The organism is Agrobacterium bohemicum, assembly GCF_002896715.1.
GTDB lineage: Bacteria > Pseudomonadota > Alphaproteobacteria > Rhizobiales > Rhizobiaceae > Agrobacterium > Agrobacterium bohemicum.
In genome coordinates, this window is record NZ_PGEL01000028.1 from 500,534 (window position 1) to 519,830 (window position 19,297).

Annotated in this window: 23 protein-coding genes; 11 read left to right on the forward strand and 12 right to left on the reverse strand. The window is 57.0% G+C overall.

Going from position 1 to position 19,297, the window contains the following annotated elements; all coding sequences use genetic code 11:
* Positions 1-156: 156 nt before the first annotated feature.
* Together CUC55_RS21050 and CUC55_RS21055 are read right to left on the reverse strand one after the other, a co-directional pair.
* Entirely contained in the window at positions 157-939 is a 783-nt protein-coding gene (locus CUC55_RS21050) for a class I SAM-dependent methyltransferase (protein WP_103089043.1), read from the reverse strand.
* Between the two features lie 287 nt (positions 940-1,226).
* Positions 1,227-2,249 carry an RluA family pseudouridine synthase gene (locus CUC55_RS21055; RefSeq protein ID WP_067644461.1) on the reverse strand — a complete coding sequence of 341 codons (1,023 nt, stop codon included), beginning with the start codon at positions 2,247-2,249 and terminating at the stop codon, positions 1,227-1,229.
* Between the two features lie 38 nt (positions 2,250-2,287).
* Here CUC55_RS21055 and CUC55_RS21060 point away from each other — a divergent pair, with 38 nt between their 5' ends.
* From CUC55_RS21060 to CUC55_RS21070, 3 genes are all read left to right on the forward strand, one after another.
* Entirely contained in the window at positions 2,288-2,671 is a 384-nt protein-coding gene (locus tag CUC55_RS21060; RefSeq protein ID WP_067644458.1) for a hypothetical protein, read from the forward strand.
* A complete protein-coding gene (locus CUC55_RS21065) occupies positions 2,661-3,494 on the forward strand; it encodes a TrmH family RNA methyltransferase (RefSeq protein WP_067644455.1) in 834 nt (277 codons plus the stop codon). Before CUC55_RS21060 ends, CUC55_RS21065 begins: the two co-directional genes overlap by 11 nt.
* A gap of 101 nt (positions 3,495-3,595) precedes the next feature.
* Entirely contained in the window at positions 3,596-4,180 is a 585-nt protein-coding gene (locus CUC55_RS21070; RefSeq protein WP_067644454.1) for a transglycosylase SLT domain-containing protein, read from the forward strand.
* 236 nt (positions 4,181-4,416) lie between these two features.
* Here the strand turns inward: CUC55_RS21070 and CUC55_RS21075 are convergent, their stop codons facing one another.
* The 5 genes from CUC55_RS21075 to CUC55_RS21095 all read right to left on the reverse strand — a co-directional run bounded on the left by CUC55_RS21075 (position 4,417) and on the right by CUC55_RS21095 (position 8,441).
* A complete protein-coding gene (locus tag CUC55_RS21075; protein WP_067644451.1) occupies positions 4,417-5,028 on the reverse strand; it encodes an alpha/beta hydrolase in 612 nt (203 codons plus the stop codon).
* A gap of 64 nt (positions 5,029-5,092) precedes the next feature.
* Positions 5,093-6,025, reverse strand: coding sequence for a VOC family protein (locus CUC55_RS21080; RefSeq protein WP_103089044.1), 933 nt, complete (start codon positions 6,023-6,025; stop codon positions 5,093-5,095).
* A 163-nt stretch (positions 6,026-6,188) separates the two neighbouring features.
* Positions 6,189-7,256 (reverse strand): DUF2218 domain-containing protein, encoded by a 1,068-nt coding sequence (locus tag CUC55_RS21085; RefSeq protein ID WP_103089045.1) that lies wholly within the window; start codon positions 7,254-7,256, stop codon positions 6,189-6,191.
* Positions 7,257-7,338: 82 nt separating this feature from the next.
* Positions 7,339-8,031, reverse strand: a complete 693-nt coding sequence (gene ung / locus CUC55_RS21090; RefSeq protein ID WP_103089046.1) for a uracil-DNA glycosylase — start codon at positions 8,029-8,031, stop codon at positions 7,339-7,341.
* 14 nt (positions 8,032-8,045) lie between these two features.
* Positions 8,046-8,441, reverse strand: a complete 396-nt coding sequence (locus CUC55_RS21095) for a VOC family protein (RefSeq protein ID WP_067645573.1) — start codon at positions 8,439-8,441, stop codon at positions 8,046-8,048.
* 188 nt (positions 8,442-8,629) lie between these two features.
* Between CUC55_RS21095 and CUC55_RS21100 the strand changes: the two genes are divergently transcribed.
* The gene (locus CUC55_RS21100; protein WP_067645571.1) at positions 8,630-8,986 is read left to right on the forward strand and encodes a YbaN family protein; all 357 of its coding nucleotides are present in this window, start codon (positions 8,630-8,632) and stop codon (positions 8,984-8,986) included.
* Positions 8,987-8,995: 9 nt separating this feature from the next.
* On the opposite strand, the gene CUC55_RS21105 is transcribed toward CUC55_RS21100, so the two are convergent.
* The 3 genes from CUC55_RS21105 to CUC55_RS21115 form a co-directional block, all read right to left on the reverse strand.
* Entirely contained in the window at positions 8,996-9,778 is a 783-nt protein-coding gene (locus tag CUC55_RS21105) for a heme ABC transporter ATP-binding protein (RefSeq protein WP_067644440.1), read from the reverse strand.
* Positions 9,775-10,830, reverse strand: a complete 1,056-nt coding sequence (locus CUC55_RS21110; protein ID WP_103089224.1) for a FecCD family ABC transporter permease — start codon at positions 10,828-10,830, stop codon at positions 9,775-9,777. Before CUC55_RS21110 ends, CUC55_RS21105 begins: the two co-directional genes overlap by 4 nt.
* 32 nt (positions 10,831-10,862) lie before the next feature.
* Entirely contained in the window at positions 10,863-11,738 is an 876-nt protein-coding gene (locus CUC55_RS21115) for a heme/hemin ABC transporter substrate-binding protein (RefSeq protein WP_103089047.1), read from the reverse strand.
* A 179-nt stretch (positions 11,739-11,917) separates the two neighbouring features.
* On the opposite strand from CUC55_RS21115, the gene hmuQ reads away from it, so the two are divergent.
* The 4 genes from hmuQ (at position 11,918) to CUC55_RS21135 (ending at position 14,366) form a co-directional block, all read left to right on the forward strand.
* Positions 11,918-12,265 (forward strand): heme-degrading protein HmuQ, encoded by a 348-nt coding sequence (gene hmuQ / locus CUC55_RS21120; RefSeq protein WP_067644432.1) that lies wholly within the window; start codon positions 11,918-11,920, stop codon positions 12,263-12,265.
* Between the two features lie 2 nt (positions 12,266-12,267).
* Positions 12,268-12,795, forward strand: a complete 528-nt coding sequence (gene hutX / locus CUC55_RS21125; protein WP_425352178.1) for a heme utilization cystosolic carrier protein HutX — start codon at positions 12,268-12,270, stop codon at positions 12,793-12,795.
* A 188-nt stretch (positions 12,796-12,983) separates the two neighbouring features.
* A complete protein-coding gene (gene purU / locus CUC55_RS21130) occupies positions 12,984-13,868 on the forward strand; it encodes a formyltetrahydrofolate deformylase (protein WP_103089048.1) in 885 nt (294 codons plus the stop codon).
* 108 nt (positions 13,869-13,976) lie between these two features.
* A complete protein-coding gene (locus CUC55_RS21135; protein WP_067644426.1) occupies positions 13,977-14,366 on the forward strand; it encodes a hypothetical protein in 390 nt (129 codons plus the stop codon).
* 30 nt (positions 14,367-14,396) lie between these two features.
* On the opposite strand, the gene CUC55_RS21140 is transcribed toward CUC55_RS21135, so the two are convergent.
* Positions 14,397-15,785 (reverse strand): sensor histidine kinase, encoded by a 1,389-nt coding sequence (locus CUC55_RS21140; protein ID WP_103089049.1) that lies wholly within the window; start codon positions 15,783-15,785, stop codon positions 14,397-14,399.
* Positions 15,782-16,462 (reverse strand): response regulator, encoded by a 681-nt coding sequence (locus tag CUC55_RS21145; RefSeq protein WP_067645566.1) that lies wholly within the window; start codon positions 16,460-16,462, stop codon positions 15,782-15,784. Before CUC55_RS21145 ends, CUC55_RS21140 begins: the two co-directional genes overlap by 4 nt.
* An 80-nt stretch (positions 16,463-16,542) precedes the next feature.
* On the opposite strand from CUC55_RS21145, the gene CUC55_RS21150 reads away from it, so the two are divergent.
* From CUC55_RS21150 to CUC55_RS21160, 3 genes are all read left to right on the forward strand, one after another.
* Positions 16,543-17,610 carry an ABC transporter substrate-binding protein gene (locus CUC55_RS21150; protein ID WP_103089225.1) on the forward strand — a complete coding sequence of 356 codons (1,068 nt, stop codon included), beginning with the start codon at positions 16,543-16,545 and terminating at the stop codon, positions 17,608-17,610.
* 242 nt (positions 17,611-17,852) lie between these two features.
* Positions 17,853-18,797 (forward strand): Bug family tripartite tricarboxylate transporter substrate binding protein, encoded by a 945-nt coding sequence (locus tag CUC55_RS21155; RefSeq protein WP_067644421.1) that lies wholly within the window; start codon positions 17,853-17,855, stop codon positions 18,795-18,797.
* The gene (locus CUC55_RS21160; RefSeq protein ID WP_067644419.1) at positions 18,794-19,288 is read left to right on the forward strand and encodes a tripartite tricarboxylate transporter TctB family protein; all 495 of its coding nucleotides are present in this window, start codon (positions 18,794-18,796) and stop codon (positions 19,286-19,288) included. The genes CUC55_RS21155 and CUC55_RS21160 overlap by 4 nt, the downstream gene beginning before the upstream one ends.
* Positions 19,289-19,297 lie beyond the last annotated feature (9 nt).

Sequence of the window (19,297 nt, forward strand, 5' to 3'; positions counted from 1 at the left end):
GCTGGCTCCCTTCGCAGGCAAACCAAAATTGCGTGTCGAACTCCGACCCCGCACGAACCCACGTAACAAATATGTATTGGAAACTCACGTTTCAAGCGCGTGCACTTCACACACGCGTTATAAAATAACCTGCGTATTTTTCACTCTGGAAACAGATCAGCGATAGATTCGTTCCGAAAAATTTGTGAGGCCGGAACGCAGCATCAATTCATAGATCATCCGGCGTCCCATGGGATTGTGCAGCCGCGTGACTTTCGAACCCAGGAACTCGGTTTCGACATGGTCGAAAGCCAGCAATTCAGGCGACTGCAGAACAACCCTCTCGTAAAAATCATGGTATTCACGCCGGCAAACATAGGTCTTGTATTTCGTCATGCAGAAGGCGCTGAAGCTATCGCCTTTCTCGCGCAAAAAATCCGCTACGCCGACCGTGACTTCAGGCCATTGCGGATTGAACGTATCATCGAACGCAATCACGCCATGGTCGGCCAAGACGTCCATCGCCAGTTTGCTGTCTGACATGACGTGATGCAGCATATGGCCACCATCGATGCTGAAAAACCGCACCTTGCCTATCTTCTCCAGCACGTCCTTGGAGTCGAGTTTCGTGCTGTCACCCTTAATGACCAGACTTTCGTCAACCGCAAGATTGAGTCGGATGCCGTTATCCAGAAAGCGTTCGTACTGGCGGCAAACACCGTCGGAGTCATCGAGATCGAACATATCCACTGCAAGCACGCGGCCATCATTGCCGACAGCTTTACGCATGAGGAAATAAGAGCGGCCGTAGAAAACTCCGATTTCGGCAACGCCCCCCTCGAAAGCCTTCTTCTGCTGGGCGTGGAGCAATGACGTGNAAACAAGAGCGTCTGGAGGATCAATATAACCTTCGANTTTTTGCAGATCATGAAAGATGAATTTTCGATCATTAACATTCATGGCGCGCAATCCCTGGTTTCTGCATGCTAGTGAGCAGGTTGCAAAGTACAATTCAATCTTCGGTAGGCAAACCCAGAAGATACATTGTCTTCTGCGAAAATTTTATTGTACCGCNAAAAGTAGAAATAATTGAAGCGAAAATGAGACTTGATATTAGGGCGCTTATTTAAGTAATTATAATAAACTAAATTATAAGTATAATTTACTGCTTACGCGGATATGCGACACCAAAAACCACTTCGGGAGCCGATGGCTCCCGAAGTGACTGTGTCTGTAATTGGGCGGTATCAGCCCCTAAGGGCTTGCGCCAGCTCTTCCATATCGTCAGGCATATCCGTTTCAAACTCCATCACCTCGCCGGTGCGTGGATGTTCGAAAGCGAGTAAATAGGCGTGCAGAGCCTGCCTTGAAAAACGGTTCACCACCGTTTTTGCGTCCTCCGGCAACAGATTGGCCTTGGTGCGGAACGCCGCACCATATTCCGGGTCACCGATCAGCGGGTGGCCGATATGGGCCATGTGAACGCGGATTTGATGGGTGCGCCCGGTCTCCAGACGGCATTCCACCAGCGAAGCAAGCGATGTCGCATCCGGCTTTTCGTGATAACGCTCGATCACTTCGTAGTGGGTGATGGCCTCACGCGCATCATCGGTATCTTCGCGTTTGACGGCGCGCTTGGTGCGGTCGGCGCCGCGACCCAGTGCGGCGTCAATCGTGCCACGCAACGTCTTGGGGCGTCCCCAGACGATGGCCTTATAGGCACGCTCGAGCGGCCCTGTACGACCATGGTCGGCAAATTGTGCCGCCAATTTGCGATGGGCATTGTCGTTTTTGGCCACGACCATCACACCGCTGGTTTCCTTGTCCAGACGGTGCACGATGCCGGGGCGTTTGACGCCGCCAATGCCGGAGAGGCTATCACCGCAATGGTGGATCAGCGCATTCACCAGCGTTCCTGTCCAGTTGCCAGCACCGGGATGCACGACGAGACCGGCTGGCTTGAGAAGTACGATGAGGTCTTCGTCCTCATATTCCACCTCAATGGGAATGTCCTCACCCTTGGGCTCCGGGTCTTCCGGCTCCGGCATGGTGATCTCGATGCGGTCACCCGGATGAACCTTCTTTTTCGGCTCAGCGATTGGCTTTTCATTCAGAGAAACCGCGCCCTGCTCGATCAGCGCCTTGATGCGGCTGCGCGACAGATCGCCGCCGACTTCGGCTGCGAGCCATGCATCGAGGCGACCTTCGGCATCTTCCCCGGCAATCAGGACTTTCCTTGCGTCTCCGCCTTGTTTAAAGGGGTCGTTCATTCTTATTTCCGATCAATCAACAATATCCAAGGATCCCGATGACGCAGATCGAGCAAGCCGAACAGGACGACCAGCCGTTAGACCCGGCCATGGAAAAAGTTCGCCGCAAGATGATCCGGTTGCAGATCGTGTCGGGCTCCGTGATGTTTATCAGCCTTATGGCTGTCTTCGGTGCCGTTGTCTACAAGGCGGTCGGCCCATCCAAGACCGCGACCGCCACCAATACCAGCCCAACCGTTCCCTCCGACGCGCCGGTTGCTGCCACCGCAAGCCTGCCGCAGGGCTTCACCATCGAGAACGTGTCTTTCGCCAGCGGCGATATGCTGTTCTACGGACGCCTGGCCAACGGCACACGCAAGGCGCTGGTGTTCAATGTACAGGCGGGCCGTTTCGTAGCAGACATCACCATCGATGCCCGGTGATCTGGGATTCACCTCTATAACCGAGGCGGATGATCCACGCATTTCAGCTTTCAGGGACATTCGCGAGCGTGACCTGACCGGCAGGCAGGGTCGCTTCATCGTCGAAGGTACGGTCGTGCTGCGCATGTTGGCGGCAGCGCACAAGGCCGGTGGTGATTTCGAGGCGGAAAGCATTCTGATCCTCGAAAACCGCCTTGCAGGCGTGTCTGATATTCTGAGAGAATTTCCATCCGACGTGCCGATCTACGTGGCCACGGCATCGGTGCTGGATGCGATTGTCGGTTTCAACCTGCATCGCGGCATTCTGGCGCTCGGCAAGCGCAAGAGCGACAAGGATATGGCACAAACAATACGCCAACTGCCGAAATCCTCGCTCGTGCTCGTCGGTTGCGGCATTTCCAACCACGATAATCTCGGCTCGATGTTTCGCAACGCTGCCGCGTTTTACGCAGACGCGGTGTTTATGGATGCCACCTGCTGCGATCCGCTTTATCGGAAGTCGTTGCGCGTTTCGGTCGGCTCGGTACTTTCAGTGCCATATCATCGCGGCGGCGGTGCGGTTGAGATGCTGGAGACATTGGCAGCGGAAGGCTTCGACATCTGGAGCCTGTCGCCCGCAGGTACGACGGAAATCCGGCAGATACCGGCTTCCAACCGCATGGCGCTCGTTATCGGCACCGAAGGCGACGGCTTAGCCCCCGATGTGCTGACGCGCTTTCATACGGCCCGTATCGCCCAGGCACCTGAGCTCGACAGCCTCAATGCAGGCACAGCCTCCGGCCTCGCGCTTTATCAGATGGCAAGCGCAATCGGCCGCATCTGATTGTAAACGAAACCTTAATAGGCCGCATTTGCATTAACCTTGTCTCAAAACCGACCGTTAACATTTACAATTTAGTAATGAGCGGAACGAGAGGTTTCGCGATGCGTGGCGTATTTGTCGTCGTTTTTCTTTTGACTGTTCTGGCTGGCTGCGCGACGGCTCCGTCGCAGATCACCAATGCCTGTGCGATTTTCGAACAGCGGAACGGCATATTCAACAACTGGAAGAAAGATGCACAAGCAGCAGAACGGGAGTTCGGCGTGCCAGTGCCGGTTATGATGGCGACCATCTACACCGAATCCAGCTTCCAGCCCTATGCCCGACCGCCGCGTAACAAGCTCTTCGGCTTCATACCATGGGGACGCAAATCAACCGCCTATGGCTATGCCCAGGCGCTAGACGGTACGTGGAAAGTCTATCAGCGCGAGACAGGTCGCTGGAACGCCAGCCGTACCGATTTCACCGACGCAATTCACTTCGTCGGCTGGTACCATGCCAAGAGCAACCGTCAGAACGGCATTGCCCTCAACGACCCCTACAATCTTTACCTCGCCTATTACTCCGGCCACACCGGCTATGCGAAGGGCGTCTGGCGCAGCAACACCGCCATCCAGAAGGCCGCCCGCAAATCCGCTAACGTGGCCATGCGGTATGAGAAGCAATTGCAGGATTGCGGGTATCGGTAGAACGTCTGTTTTGTGATCCCACCTTCCCGCTCCGTCATCCCGCACTTTCTGCTGGATCCAGCGCGATCAAGGACTTCGTACATCGTCTGCTTTGTAGATGGAGGTCAATTACCTCTCCACGTCATCCTCAGGCTTGACCCGAGGATTTAGCGAACCCCCAACGTAAAACGTGGTTCGATCCTCGGGTCAAGCCCGAGGATGACGGTAGTGGGTTTNGCCAAANCCTTCTTGAACCGCTAAACGTATGGTGCCAGAAACACCTTAGCCGCCTCGATCTCGTTAGAACGGATTTCGTGGCCGCCGGAATGCCATTCCACGTCAACGTCACCACCCTGAGCCATGAAATAATCCGCCAGCCCAGTTGTCAACGGGACCGGGCAGATCGGATCATGTTCGCCCGCCGTGATCAGCACACGCCTTGACGCGAGTGCTGGCGCGGGCTTCGGCTCGAACGGAATAAGCGGATGCATCAGCACGGCTGCGTCAAAAAGATCGGGGAATTCGATCAGCACGTTGGCGAGAATATTCGCACCGTTGGAAAAACCCAGGCCAACGACTAGACCCGCCTCATGATAATCGCGGTTGGCTTTGATAAATTCAGCCATCTGCTGCGTGGCACGATTGAGATCGGCCATGTCATAGACGCCTTCCGCCGTTCTGCGGAAAAACCGCGAAGCGCCGGATTCCGAAACGTCGCCGCGGGGCGAAATGACGGTCGCATTCGGCAGCAATCGCGCGCCGAAATCGAAGAACTGGTTCTCGTCACCACCTGTACCGTGAAAGACGAAAAAGGCTGGCTGGCCCGGCGCACCGGCGCGAACCTTGTGAGAATAAGCGTCCTTGCTCATGGATATACCTCCTGAAAACGGCCTGCGGCCCTCAAGCCGCAAGCGTTTCCTCTTTCCTGCAAAATCAATTGTCCAATGGTTCCAGATGCTGTTCCAGCGTGGCGCGCAGATGTGCGTGCTGTGATGGCAGCTTCAACGCTTCGCCCAGATGGGCCGTGTCTTCGTCGCGGTCGAAACCCGGTTCGTTCGTCGCGATTTCAAACAGCACGCCGCCGGGCGTGCGGAAGTAGATCGCCCAGAAGTAATCACGATCGATAACCGGCGTGACCTGATGCCCCGTATCCATCAATGCCTTGCGGACTTCCAACTGCGTCTCGCGGTTTTCGACCGCGAAGGCGATGTGGTGAACCGAGCCTGCCCCAAGACGAGCGCCGGAAATATTCGGCATGGTTTCGATGTCGATAAAATCGGCACCATTACCGCCGGGCATACCTAGCCGCAACACGCCGTCCTGCCTGTCCACTTCCTGATAGCCCATGAACTTCAGAAGCTCCGCCGTCGCACCTTCATCTGCAAGCCGTAACGACGCCCCCTGNAAACCACGGATCGCCTGATCTTCACCGACGCCATTGGCGGTCCACTGCGTACGCGCATCGTCCTTGACCTCGACAAGGGCAAAGCCATCGCCATCCGGTCCGGCAAAGTGCAGGCGTTTGTTACCGAAAGCTTCATCGGCTTTCAGGCCATCGACATTGGCTTTCGCCAAACGATCCTGCCAGTACCCAAGCGAACCCTCGGGAACGGNAAACAACGTCGTGCCGACTTCGCCAGTGCCCTGACGGCCCCGCGCCATGTGCGGAAAAGGAAAATAGGTCATCACTGAGCCGGGTGTACCAACCTCATCACCGTAATAGAGGTGGTAGACATCAGGCGCGTCGAAGTTGACCGTCTTCTTGACGCGGCGCAGGCCGAGCGTATCCGTGAAGAAATGGTTGTTGCCACGCGCACTCGCCGCCATGGATGTGACGTGGTGCAGACCTTTGATCTGGTTCAACATTTTAAACCCTCCGATTGGACGGGCGCGCAGGGAAGCGACACCCTTCTTTCATGGGTTCAAGATGGTGCAGATCAGGCCGCTCGCATAGATGGGACGTTCAGAACGGATTGTTCTCAAATTGGAAACGATGCCGTTTACTGTTCAGCAAACCAGACGCGCTTTATCAGTGGTCGTCATTGGCGCCACGGACCCAGTANCCCGCGGTGTGAAGGCATGTTTTCGGGAGACCGGCCTCGTCCCCCAACATCTTTTTGATAATGCGGGCTTCACTTTTTTCGCAGCCGACGAACACATGCAGCCCCTCATGACCATTCCAGCCATGAGAGCGCAGGGATTGTTGCAGCAACCCGGCAGTGCCGGCGGCTTTCCCATCGCGGTACAGCCAGTTCCACGTCACCTGCGCCTTGGAGGAAACCTCCTGCCGCTCGTTCTCATTGTCGATTTCCGCATAAACCGTGAGCTTCTTGCCCGCTGGCATTTCGGCCGCCATGCGTAACATCACCGGCAGTGCGGTTTCATCGCCAGCAAACACGTAGTCCTCGGCGTCGGGCAGTTCGCCGCCGGGGCCAACGATACCGACGATATCGCCAGCAGCCGCCGTTGCGCCGAAATGCGCGCCGGGCATGTCGTCGCCCTCGTGCATGACGAAATCGAGATTGATTTCCCCGCGCTTGATATCGCCGGAACGGATGGTATAGACGCGACGCGCCTGTTCATCCTCGCCTTGCGCCCAGACGATGGCACCCGNTTTCGACACATGCGGCCAAACGGGAGCGCGAGCCTGATCGGGAAGGATGAGGATGCGGACATGCAGCCCACCACTCATCAACCGCTCGATGCCCTCATCGATCGCGATCACGACGCGCCGCATCTTTGGCGTCAGATTATAGGCTCGCACAACGCGACCGCTAAACAGATTGGGCAGTTCCCGCAGCTCTGCTCCATCCCCTTCCCAGCGAAAATCGAGCGACGTATCGCCGGAAAACTCAACAATATGCTCGGCAACCATGGCCTTGACGGAGAGCAGAATATTTTCCGAAACGCAATTGATCCGAGCAGCAAAGCGCCCATCCTCGGCACCAAATGTGCCGTTGCCGTAATCCGCCTCGAAATGCACAGCCTCGCCATCGCGGGTCATCGTCATATACTCGGCGAAATGCTCGTGAAAAGCCGCAACGATGGCATGTGGGTCGGGAAGAGCAACAGATGTTTTCGCAGACAGAAAAGTCACCGGCGTAAATCCTTCAGATTACAGTCCGGTTATCTTTAGATCAGTAAATTTAAAAGTGCAAAGCAGTTTTTACGACGTTCGATCACACTTTTNCCSGCAATTGCCAGTTTATTGGCTCCCTGCCCCGCGAAACAAGAAACTCGTTGGCTTTGGAGAAATGGTGGTTGCCAAAAAATCCGTTGTGCGCCGACAGCGGTGATGGATGCGGTGATTTGAGAACAAGATGTTTCGTCTGGTCTACGAAAGCTGCNTTTTTCTGCGCGTAGGAGCCCCAGAGCAGAAAAACGACGCTATCGCACTCTTCATTCACGGTGCGGATGATGGCATCGGTAAACTTCTCCCAGCCCTGCCCCTGGTGAGATGCAGCGCGCGCCTCTTCGACCGTCAGGACACTGTTGAGCAGCAGCACCCCCTGTTTGGCCCAGCTTTCCAGAAAGCCGTGCTTGACGGGCGCAATCCCGAGATCGCTCTGCAATTCCTTGTAGATGTTGACGAGCGATGGCGGCGTGCGCACGCCCGGCTGCACGGAAAAACACAGGCCATGCGCCTGTCCCGCGCCATGATACGGGTCCTGGCCAAGAATGACGACCTTGACCTCGTCCAGCGGTGTCAGGTCGAGTGCGCGGAAATACTCGCTGCCTTTGGGGAAAATGTGCTTGCCGGCAGTTTTCTCTGCCAGCAGAAAGTCTTTCAGCNTTTGCATGTAGGGGCTGGCGAATTCCGCCGAAAGCACGTGTTTCCAGCTTTCCTCGAGTTTGACGCCTGCCTCTGTCATGAAACCCTCTTGATCTATTTAAAGCGATTGCCGCGCTGGAGAACTTCAATCTTGTACCCATCCGGGTCGCAGATGAAGAAGTACTTCGCAAATGGCCTACCCCTATAGTCCACATTAACGATCTTGCCGACTGACAGACCAAGCGCTGCCAGACGAGCATGTTCGGCATCTACATCTTCGACGCTGACGGCAATGTGGCCGTAGCCATCTCCCAGCGCGTAAGGCACTTCGCGGCCTTTGTTGATGGTCAGCTCCAACTCGAAGTCACCGTCGGCATTGCTGAGATAGACCAGCGTAAACGTCTCGAACTCGAAACGCTCAGCGATCTCAAGACCGAAAGCTTGGCTGTAAAAACCCACCGAACGCTTCTCGTCCAGCACCCGGACCATAGAGTGAATAAGTTTGGCCATGGTGTTTCCTTCTTCCTGCATCGTTGGTCGCCCGCTTATGCTGCAGGCATTGGGCGAGGCTGATAAAGCCTGAACGCTCGGGTTTCAACCCTCAAGGCCATTTCCGGTCGCATGCCAGACAACCACATGCGTCTATACAACGACAGCTTCCCACTATCATGACCAGAGAACTCATGATACCGGCAGTCATGCGCGTCTTGTATCTCTGTCTTGGCTGGCTCATGGTTGCCACCGGTATCGTCGGTGCGTTTCTGCCTATTTTGCCTACGACGCCGTTTCTTCTGGTGGCACTCTGGTGCTTTTCCAAATCGTCCCCGAGGCTCGAAACCTGGCTTCTGTCCCACCCCAGATTTGGGCCATCCCTGCGCAATTGGCGGGAAAAAGGTGCCATTCCCCGCAAGGCAAAAATCGCCGCAGTTTCTCTTATGACAATGAGTTACGGGATATTCTGGTTCACAACCGAACCGACGCCGCTGCGTGCCTCGATCGTCGCCGCCGTCATGCTGGGCGCCGCCATTTTCGTGGCCACCCGGCCTGAACCCTGACGTCTGATTTCAGCGATGCCGCGATTGCGGTAACACATAGGGGATGTGCCGTGCCGGAATACGCCCCACCGTGCCACCAATGCCATAGACCCGGGCAATCGTTTCATCATTGATGGTTTCCAGCGATGGCCCACAGGCCGTGATCTGTCCACGGCGCATGACGATAAGTTGATCGGCAAACTCGGCAGCGAGATTGAGATCGTGCAGAACCGCAAGCACCGCGCCACCAGCCAGCGCAAAATCGCGCGCGGTCTCAAGCACGGAAATCTGGTGGCCGAGATCGAGGCTCGACGTTGGCTCATCCAATAAAAGCGCCCTCGCCTCGCCATTCTCCACAGCGTCAGGCACTTGCGCCAGAGCGCGGGCGAACTGCACCCGCTGCTGCTCACCGCCTGACAGCATGTTGTAGGATCGACCTTCGAACCCGCAGAGGCCGACCTTTGCCAGCGCCCGCCTTGCCTGTTCCTCCGGCTCTAGCGATCCCTGCGCCACTGCGCCCATGCGCACGATTTCCAGCGCGGTAAACGGAAACGACAGCACGGTGCTTTGTGGCAACACAGCGCGCAGACGCGCCAGTTGCGCAGGCTTGAAGACGCCAACATCGACCTTGTTATAGACAACATCCCCAGCATCTGCCCGCATCTCGCCGGACAGCACCTTCATCAAGGTGGATTTACCCGCACCATTGGGGCCGATGATGACGCTGAATGTGCCGGGATTGAGCTCGATCGAGACATCATCCAGCAATCTGCGCCCAGAACGAACGACTGTCACGCCACGCGTGGAAATCATGACACATTCCTCAAACCAAGCCCGTTGCCACGGCCCAGCAGCAGAAACAGGAAGACCGGGGCGCCGATGAGTGCGGTGACGACACCAATCGGCAATTCGGCGGGTGCCGCCACGGTCCGCGCNAAACTATCCGCCAGCAGCAGCAGCCCCGCCCCACCAATGGCGGATGCAGGCAGGAGGAAGCGGTGCGACGAACCGATGACCAGCCGCAGCAGATGCGGCACGACGATGCCAACGAAACCGATGGAGSCCGCGNNCGCGACGCTTGCCCCGCAGGCTGCGGCAACGGCTAGAATGACGAGGCGTTTCAGCCGTTGCACCGGAATGCCCATATGGAATGCGGCGGCATCCCCCAGGATCAGCGCATCCAGCCCTTTCGAGACGAACGGCATGCTGGCCATGATGACGACGAAGAAGGGCAAAGTCGTCCATATCTTGAGAGGCGTCGCGCCACCCAGCGAACCAAGGCTCCAGAAGGTGATGTCGCGCAAGGCGCGGTCATCGGCCATNAAAATCATCAGCCCCATTAAGGCAGCACTGAGTGCGGCTACGGCAATACCGGCAAGGATCAGAACCGTGGTCGATGTCGCGCCGTTTCGCGTCGCGATCATGTAGAGCAACAACGTGTTCATCAACCCGCCCATGAACGCCATCAGCGGCAGGAAATGAACGCCAAACAATGCAGATAAAGGCGCGAGCAGACCGCCACCCAGCGCCAGAGCAGCCACGGCAAAAAGGGCCGCACCGGAGGTAACGCCGACGAGGCCAGGATCGGCAAGCGGGTTGCGAAACAGGCCCTGCATCATGGCACCGGAGACAGCCAATGCCGCACCGATCATGAGACCAAGCCCTGTGCGCGGCAGGCGCACCGCTTCGAGGATAACCCGATCGCGAGGCTCCATGATCTGAGAATGGCCGGTGAAATACAGCCACAACTCATGCAGCCCCACGCCAGTCGGCCCGCTGGACAGCGACACGAAGCAGGCGAACACCAGAAACACACACAAATAGACAAGAGTGATGACACCCTTGCGGGAACGGTCGCCCGGCATGGGATCTGCGACCTCGGTCACAGCCAACACGCTCACGGCTTCACGATTTCTGGGTAGAGCTTGGCAGCCAGTTCACGACCGGCAGCGGGCGTGCGCGGGCCAAAGCCGATCAGATAAAGTCCATCCATGCTGATCAGCGACTTGGAAGCCGCAGCCGGGGTGGACTGGAAGGCGGGAAGCGCAAAGACCTCATCGGGGNTTTCCGCATGATTACCGCGTTGCATGGTCAAGACCACATCCGGGGCGGCCGCGATCACGGCTTCGTCAGTCAGTGGCTTGTAGCCGGTAATCTCCTGAGCGGCATTGATGCCGCCAGCCATTTCAATGATTGCTGCCGCCTCTGTATCCTTGCCGGCGGCCATGATGCGCCCACCGGCGGTGGAGAGAACGAAAAGCACACGCTTTTTCTGGCTGCCAACGGCAGCAACATCCTTGGCGAGCGTAACGAGGTCAGAATTGACCTGCGCTGCAAGCACCTTCGCCTTATCTTCAAGGCCGACAGCGGNCCCGACATCCTCGATTTTCTTGGCAATGGCGCTGCCTTCCGGCGGCGTATCGACGGTCACCATCGGAACTTCGCTGGCCTTCAAAATGCCGATCACATCGGCAGGGCCGGAGCCGTCTTCCGACAGGATCAGATCGGGCTTTTGCGACAGAATCCCTTCAGAAGACAGCGCCCGCATGTAACCGACATCCGGCTTGGACAGCGCGTCAGCGGGAAAACTGCTGGTCGAGTCACGGGCCACGATGCGATCTCCGGCACCCAGCGCATACAGAATTTCCGTCACCGTGCCACCAAGTGCAACGATCCGCTTCGCCTCCGGATTACCCATATCCGACGCGTGGGCCGTGAGTGGCGAAAGCGCCATAACGGCAAAGAAACCAAGTGAGCGAAGTGAAAACGGCATGATGTGAATCCTGAACAATGCGGCGCGCTACAGCCTGCACGCCATATAACTTGAGTTGATTGCACATCTTTATAAAACGCACAATCCGATAAGTTGACTATTTTCGTTATCNTTTATATTTCCGTCGTTCAGGGTAGCGGCGCCAGTTCCGGTACCGCCAATTAAAAGGGAAACAATCGATGTTTATTGCCATGAACAGGTTCCGTGTCGTGCCGGGCTTTGAAGAAGCGTTCGAAACCATCTGGCGCGAGCGCAAGCGTCATCTGGCCGAAATGCCCGGCTATCTGGAATTCCATATGCTGAAGGGTGCGAAGGCTGACGATCACACGCTCTACGCCTCTCATACTGTCTGGGCCACGAAGGACGATTTCACCGCATGGACGAAGTCCGAGCAGTTCCGCGCCGCCCACGCCAATGCCGGTAACAATCGCGGCAAGGTCGAATATCTCTCCGGCCCGCATTTCGAGGGCTTCGACGTCATCATTCATGAAGGCAAGGACGGGCAAGACCACCCGGTTGCGGCTTGAGTATGACCATCAGCTTGAATGCCGAGAAGAGCGACGGGCGGCTGGAGCGCGCGAAAGCAGCCCTTGCAGAAAAGCCCGATGGCGTGGTGGAAGCCATTGCCGCCAAGGCAGAAGTGACGCCAGCGGAAATTCTGGCGCTTCTCCCGCATGGTGCAGCTGTTTCCGCTCCTGCCGAAAAGTTTAACGATATTTGGGACGAGTTGCGCTCCTGGGGCGAAGTTCTGATGATCGTCCAGACACCGGATATCGTTTTCGAAGTCCCCGGCCACCTTCCCGAGGGAACCGAGGGGCATGGCTGGTTCAACATCCACGGCGACAGTCCCATTGGTGGACATATCAAGAAAGACAACTGCGCGTCGATCACCTTCATCGACCGTGAATTTCATGGACGTCGGTCACTGTCTGTGTGGTTCATGAATGCAGGCGGCAGCGCCATGTTCAAGCTCTTCGTGCGCCGTGACGAGAACAAGGAATTGCTGGCGGATCAACTGACGAAATTTGAAGCGTTGCGTAACAGCTTCCTCTCCTGAAAAAATGGTGTGAGCCGCTATCATAATTCTGATGGCGGCNTTTCCTTTGAACATCGAATGTCGCTTCCGGCATGTCTCGACCATCCCGTGATGCCTTATCAATTCAAGGCCTTGGTAAAGCACGAGAAGCTTTGCGCCACTCTCGACCTGCGCTATAGGCCGTTGCGACACATGATGAGGGAAAACCTATGACGACCTATGNTTTGACCGTAGCCTGCCAATCCAAGCGCGGCATTGTCGCTGCCATATCGGGTTATCTGGCGGGCAAGGGTTGCAACATCGTCGATAGCTCCCAGTTCGATGACCTCGAAACCGGCAAATTCTTCATGCGGGTCTCCTTCATTTCCGAGGAAGGCGAAACCATGGAAGCCTTGAATGCGGGCTTTGCGCCGATTGCGGCAGAGTTCGGCATGGATGCCAATATCTACAGCGATGGCGAGCGGACCAAGACGCTGTTGATGGTGTCGCGTTTCGGCCATTGCCTGAACGATCTGCTCTATCGCTGGAAGATCGGTGCGCTGCCGATCGATATCGTTGGCGTCGTGTCCAACCATTTCGAGTACCAGAAAGTCGTCGTCAACCACGACATTCCCTTCCACCACATCAAGGTTACCAAGGACAACAAGCCGAAAGCAGAAGCGCAACTGATCGACCTGATCGAAACCAGCGGCACGGAGCTTGTGGTGCTGGCCCGTTACATGCAAGTGCTCTCCGACGAAATGTGCCGCAAGATGTCTGGTCGCATCATCAATATCCATCACTCNTTTCTGCCGAGCTTCAAAGGCGCCAACCCTTACAAGCAGGCATATGAGCGCGGCGTAAAGCTGATCGGCGCGACAGCGCACTACGTCACCGCCGATCTCGATGAGGGTCCGATCATCGAGCAGGACACGGTTCGAGTCACCCACGCGCAGTCAGCCGAAGACTACGTGTCGCTGGGTCGCGATGTCGAAAGCCAGGTGCTGGCCCGCGCTATCCACGCCCACATCCATCACCGTACCTTCATCAACGGCAGCCGCACGGTTGTCTTTCCGCCAAGCCCCGGCTCCTACGCGTCAGAGCGGATGGGGTAAAATTTCCCGAAATACATGAGAACCGTCGAACTTTANTTTTGGTGACGAGCAACCGACTGCCTGACGCAGCAGTTCTTACCATGTTGTCAAACACCAGAGGTTCCCCTCATGAAAAAGCTGATTATTGCCGGTGCCGCGTTTTTCCTCGCGGCAGGTTCGACGTTTGCCCAGCAGCCTCCGCCACCACCCCCAGGTGCGCCTGATGCAGGTCAACAGGCCGACGTGCCACCACCACCACCGCCGCCACCAGGTGCCGGTCAAAGAGCCGATGCCCCTCCTCCTCCGCCACCCGGCCATTGGGGGCCCAAAGACGGTGGACCAAGAGAAGGCGGGCCGCGTGAGCGGATGATGATGCCACCACCGCCACCGCCATCGAAGGGCGCACATTTCCGCTTGGAACAGGGCGAAACTAAGATCGACATCAAATGTGCTGATGACGAGCCAATGAAGGCTTGCGCTGACATTATGATGCAGCTGATTGACAAGATTAACGAGTAATTTTGCGTATTACGAGCAGAAACGGCGCAATCATGCGCCGTTTCGCGAGAACTGAACGGTTGCCTTCAAACCACGTCCACTGGACGCGTCTTGCAGCAAGAGCCGTCCATTAAACAGAGCTGCAATTTCCTCAACGATCGAAAGCCCGAGGCCCGCACCGGGTGCTGCATTCCCATCGCCTCTGGCAAACCGCTGACGCACGACATCCCGCNTTTCCGCNAAAATACCAGGACCATTGTCCTCTACCTCCAGAAAAGCCATGCCGTTGACTTTCCCGACCTTGACCGTCACTTCCGCGCCGCGCCCTGCATAAGCGATGGCATTGCTGATGAGGTTACCCAGCAATTCACCCAGCAGAAGCGGCTCTGCGGGAATGCTGGCTGTTTCAACCAGTTCGAAACCAAGATCGATGCCCGCCTCTGCGGCAATGGGAACGTAATCGGCTGTCACCGATTGCGCGAGTGAGACGAGATCGACTTCGACAAGGCTCTGTTTTTCGCCCGACCCCGCCGCATCGATGTTCGCCATGCGCAAAAGCTGCGCCAGAATGTGTTCGGCATGGGCCACCGAAGCGTCACCCTTGTGGGCCGCCGCCTGTGCTTCCTGCAAGGTCGAGGCACGTGCCGAAAGCGCAAGCTGGGTGCGGATGATCGCAAGCGGCGTTCGCAACTGATGACTGGCATTGCCGGTNAAATGCCTCAGCGCATCGAGTGCCGACTGCAGCCGCACCATAAAGGAATTGACGGTCTCTACGAGGTTTTCAACCTCCACCGGAACCGATTGGCGGATGGGGTGCAGATCGTTAGGGCTCCGCTCATCGATGGCTTCGCTCAGTCGGTACAGCGGGCGCAGCGAGATCGTCACCGCAATCCACACGATGATGGCAGCACCGATAATCATGAAAAGAAGACGCAGCGCAGAACGAAGGATGATGGCCTGTGCCAGCCGGCTACGCGCAATCGTGGTTTCCGCAACGGTCACGGTAAACGGTACGGAATTGACCCCCGTCGATGCAAAACGCTCGATGGCCGCGACACGAATGGGCTCACCGCGAAATTCGGCATCCACGAAAATCGGCGCGTCACTGCGCGCCTTTTCCACTGAAGGCAGGTTCTGATAACCTGTCAGGAACTGACCATTCGGTCCATCGACACGGTAAAACACCCGGTCTTGCGCCGCCGATGTCAGCATTTCAAGCGCGACATAGGGAATATCGACCTCCAGCGATCCGTCTTCGGACACCACCACGCGCTCGGCAATCGCAAGAGCAGAGCCGGAGAGGACGCGATCGGAGACGATATTTGCGGTATTGGTGGCTTCGCGGTAGGTATCGGCCAGCGCGATGCAGCCAATGATCGCCGTGGAAATCAGAAGCCAGCCAAGCAGACGCCGCCTCAACGAATAGGCGGCTTGCTTCATTCCGCCATCTCCGGCAATTTCTCAAGGTAGTAACCAATACCCCGTGCCGTCTTTACCGTCAGCCCATGCGGCCCGAGACGTTTGCGCAGACGGCTGACATATTGCTCGATGGCATTGCCGGAAAGCTCGTCATCGAAACCGGTCAGAGATTGCACGATGGCTTCTTTGGCCACCACTTTTCCGGCACGCATGAACAACACTTCCAACAGCGCGACCTCGCGTGCTGGAATATCGAGCGGGAAACCTTCGGCGGAAAACGTGCGTGATGTCAGATCGAAAGAAACCTTGCCGAAACTGACCAGCGACGAGCGCAGCCCGGCATTGCGGCGCAGAAGCACCCTCACCCGCGCCTCGAATTCTGTAATGTCGAAGGGCTTGATCATGTAGTCGTCGGCACCGAGGTCCAGCCCCTTAACGCGCTCTTCCGGTGTGCCGCGTGCGGTAAGGATCAACACAGCCGCCTTGTCCTGGCGCGCCCGCATGGAGCGTAACACATCGATGCCGTCCATTTCCGGCAGGTTGAGATCGAGAATGACGAGATCGAAACTTTCGGCAGCGATCGCGGCATCGGCAGACGCACCATCGGAAACAACGTCCACGGCATAGCCACTTCCACGCAACAGCGCAGACAGCCCCTCCGACAGAACCTGATTGTCCTCAACCAGCAGAATTCGCAAGCTGACGCCCTCCATTTGCGGGAAATTTATCGAAGCGATGCCGTCTTGTGAATGGCAAGAGGCTGCGGCATGATCTTTCCATGCGTATTCTTCTTCACCTCTGTCTTTTCTTTGCCACTGCAAACGCTTTGCAGGCGCAGCCGATGATCTTTCCCGCGCGCTCCGGCAAAGCGGATGCGGAAACGCTCATTGTCTATTCGTCCCTTGACGAACCACTGGCAACGCCGATGATCGAAGGTTTCCAGAAAGCCAACCCTGACGTGGCTGTCTCCTACGAGGATATGCTCACCGGCGAGATTTACGACCGCATCGTGAGCGAAACGGATGCGGGCNAAAAAACCGCTGATTTCGCCTTCTCCTCCGCCATGGATCTTCAGGTCAAACTCAGCAATGACGGTTACGCCCAGCGGTCCGATCTGCCCATGAGCGCGCGCTGGCCCGCCTGGGCCAACTGGCGCAACACGGCCTACGCGCTAACTTTCGAGCCCGCCGTCTTCGTCTATCACAAGCCCAGCTTCCAGACCGAAAAGCCCCCGGCCAGCCGCGCCGAATTCGTGGATTATCTGGAGCGCCATGCCAAGCAGGTGCATGGGCGCATTGCAACCTATGACATCGAACGCTCTGGCGTTGGCTTTCTGTTCATGTCGCGGGATCAGGAGCAGTTCGGCGATATCTGGAACGTCATCAAAAGCATGGGCACGGCGGGCGTGAAGGTTTACTCCACCAGTTCCGCCATTCTGGACCGTATTTCGGATGGTCGTTTTATCCTTGGCTACAACATTCTCGGTTCATACGCGGCGGATTGGGCTTCGCGCCATCCCGATGTCGGTATCGTACTGCCCAAGGATTACACCGTCGTGATGTCACGCATCGGGCTGGTGCCGCAGGCGGCGAAAAATGCGGAGCTTGGCCGCCGCTATCTGGAATTCTTCATGTCGAAGGAAGGCCAGACCATCATGGCGCGGCAGTTGCAGATACCGGCCGTCAGCCCCGATGTGGCGGGCGAGAACACCGCAAATATGATGCAGGCCATCCACGGCGCGCAGTTGCGGCCCGTTCCGGTCAGTCCGGGATTGATGGTCTATCTCGATCAGGTCAAGCGCGCGCGCATCATAGAGCGCTGGAACGAAGCTTTACGCGCCCAGTAGACGCCTTTCNAAAATTAATAGACAGTAAATGTGCTGAGGAGTTGCCGAGCGTCAGTTAGATGACAGCTTTCTATGGTGCTGTGCAATTCTTCGTTCATCCGTGGAGGCGGACTGAAGAAGCGGGAGGAAAGTCTCACAGGACAGATGGTTCGGGTCGCTGATTGCCACCCTTGATGTCGTCCGTGCGCGCCCCTTCCGCGATCACAACAACATGCCGAAACGGCATACAAGGAGGGTTCACTTTGAAGCATTTCCTCATCGCTTCGCTTCTCGCAGGCGCAATTGCATTTCCCGCGGCAGCAGCCGACTACACCATCATCGCCCCGGCAAATCCCGGCGGCGGCTGGGACCAGACGGCACGGTCCTTGCAGACCGTGTTGCAGGAAGAAGGCATTTCCAAGAGCGTTCAGGTTCAAAACGTTCCCGGCGCTGGCGGCACGATCGGCCTTGCACAGTTTGCAAGCCAACAGAAGGGCAACCCGAATGCTCTGATCGTCGGCGGTTACGTCATGGTCGGCGCTATTCTCACCAACAAGGCACCCGTTACGCTGAGCGCAGTCACGCCTATCGCGCGTTTGACCGGCGAATATGAAGCCATCGTCGTTCCTGCCTCGTCGCCGATCGAAAACATCGGCCAGCTCATCGAGCAGCTGAAGAAGGATCCGGGCAGCGTGTCCTGGGGCGGCGGTTCGGCTGGCGGCACTGACCACATCACAGCTGGCCTGATTGCCAAGGCAGCAGGCGTTGATCCAACCAAGATCAACTACATCGCGTACTCCGGCGGCGGTGAAGCTCTTGCTTCCATTCTCGGCGCGCAGGTAACAGCCGGCATTTCCAGCTACGGTGAGTTCGAAAGCCAGGTTAAGGCCGGAACGGTTCGTATTTTGGCGATTTCCAGCGAGCAGAAGCTTGAAGGTATCGATGCACCGACATTGAAGGAAAGCGGCCTCGACGTCGTGATCCAGAACTGGCGCATGGTTGCCGCTCCTCCAGGCCTGACACCTGAGCAGGAAAAGGCCGTTGGTGCCGATATCGAAAAGCTGGCGAAATCTGCCAAGTGGCAGGAAACGCTGAAGACCAAGGGCTGGATGGACACATATCTTGCAGGTGATGCTTTCAAGGAGCAGCTTGCAAAAGACACTGCCTCCACAGAAGCCATTCTCAAAGACATCGGACTGGTAAAATGAGCCAGGGTTCATCCCCTTCCCAACCCACAAAGCGCCGCCCTGATTGGGCNGCGTTCGCGATCGCCGTTTTTCTGGTGGCGATTGCAGCCGTTATTTTCTGGGATTCGGCGAGGCTTGCCAGTGTAGCCGGTTATTCTCCGGTCGGCCCGGCAACCGTTCCTTACGCCATTGCTTTCTGTCTTATCGGCCTGGCCATCTGGACCGGGTTCGAAGCATGGCGCAATGAGTTTCCGACCCGCGACCGACAGGAAATGGGACCCGTCTTCTGGGTCATTGCCGGTCTTGCCGCGCAGATGCTGCTGCTCAAAATCGCTGGTTTCTCGATTGCAACAGGCCTGCTCTTTGCCTTCACGGCACGCGCATTCGGCAAACGCAAGCTCTGGTATTCGATCCCCATCGGTATCGTTTTTAGCTTCATCATCTGGGTGATCTTTGCGCAATTGCTGCAATTGTCGCTGCCCGCTGGTCCCTTGGAACGGCTGTTTTTCTAACGGCCGATC

What these genes read in the sequence shown, in the direction of transcription:
- CUC55_RS21055 (WP_067644461.1), bottom strand. Translation starts at nt 2,249, where the DNA reads ATGAACGACCCCTTTAAACAAGGCGGAGACGCAAGGAAAGTCCTGATT.
- CUC55_RS21060 (WP_067644458.1), top strand. Translation starts at nt 2,288, where the DNA reads ATGACGCAGATCGAGCAAGCCGAACAGGACGACCAGCCGTTAGACCCG.
- CUC55_RS21065 (WP_067644455.1), top strand. Translation starts at nt 2,661, where the DNA reads ATGCCCGGTGATCTGGGATTCACCTCTATAACCGAGGCGGATGATCCA.
- CUC55_RS21070 (WP_067644454.1), top strand. Translation starts at nt 3,596, where the DNA reads ATGCGTGGCGTATTTGTCGTCGTTTTTCTTTTGACTGTTCTGGCTGGC.
- CUC55_RS21075 (WP_067644451.1), bottom strand. Translation starts at nt 5,028, where the DNA reads ATGAGCAAGGACGCTTATTCTCACAAGGTTCGCGCCGGTGCGCCGGGC.
- CUC55_RS21095 (WP_067645573.1), bottom strand. Translation starts at nt 8,441, where the DNA reads ATGGCCAAACTTATTCACTCTATGGTCCGGGTGCTGGACGAGAAGCGT.
- CUC55_RS21100 (WP_067645571.1), top strand. Translation starts at nt 8,630, where the DNA reads ATGCGCGTCTTGTATCTCTGTCTTGGCTGGCTCATGGTTGCCACCGGT.
- CUC55_RS21105 (WP_067644440.1), bottom strand. Translation starts at nt 9,778, where the DNA reads ATGATTTCCACGCGTGGCGTGACAGTCGTTCGTTCTGGGCGCAGATTG.
- hmuQ (WP_067644432.1), top strand. Translation starts at nt 11,918, where the DNA reads ATGTTTATTGCCATGAACAGGTTCCGTGTCGTGCCGGGCTTTGAAGAA.
- hutX (WP_425352178.1), top strand. Translation starts at nt 12,268, where the DNA reads ATGACCATCAGCTTGAATGCCGAGAAGAGCGACGGGCGGCTGGAGCGC.
- CUC55_RS21135 (WP_067644426.1), top strand. Translation starts at nt 13,977, where the DNA reads ATGAAAAAGCTGATTATTGCCGGTGCCGCGTTTTTCCTCGCGGCAGGT.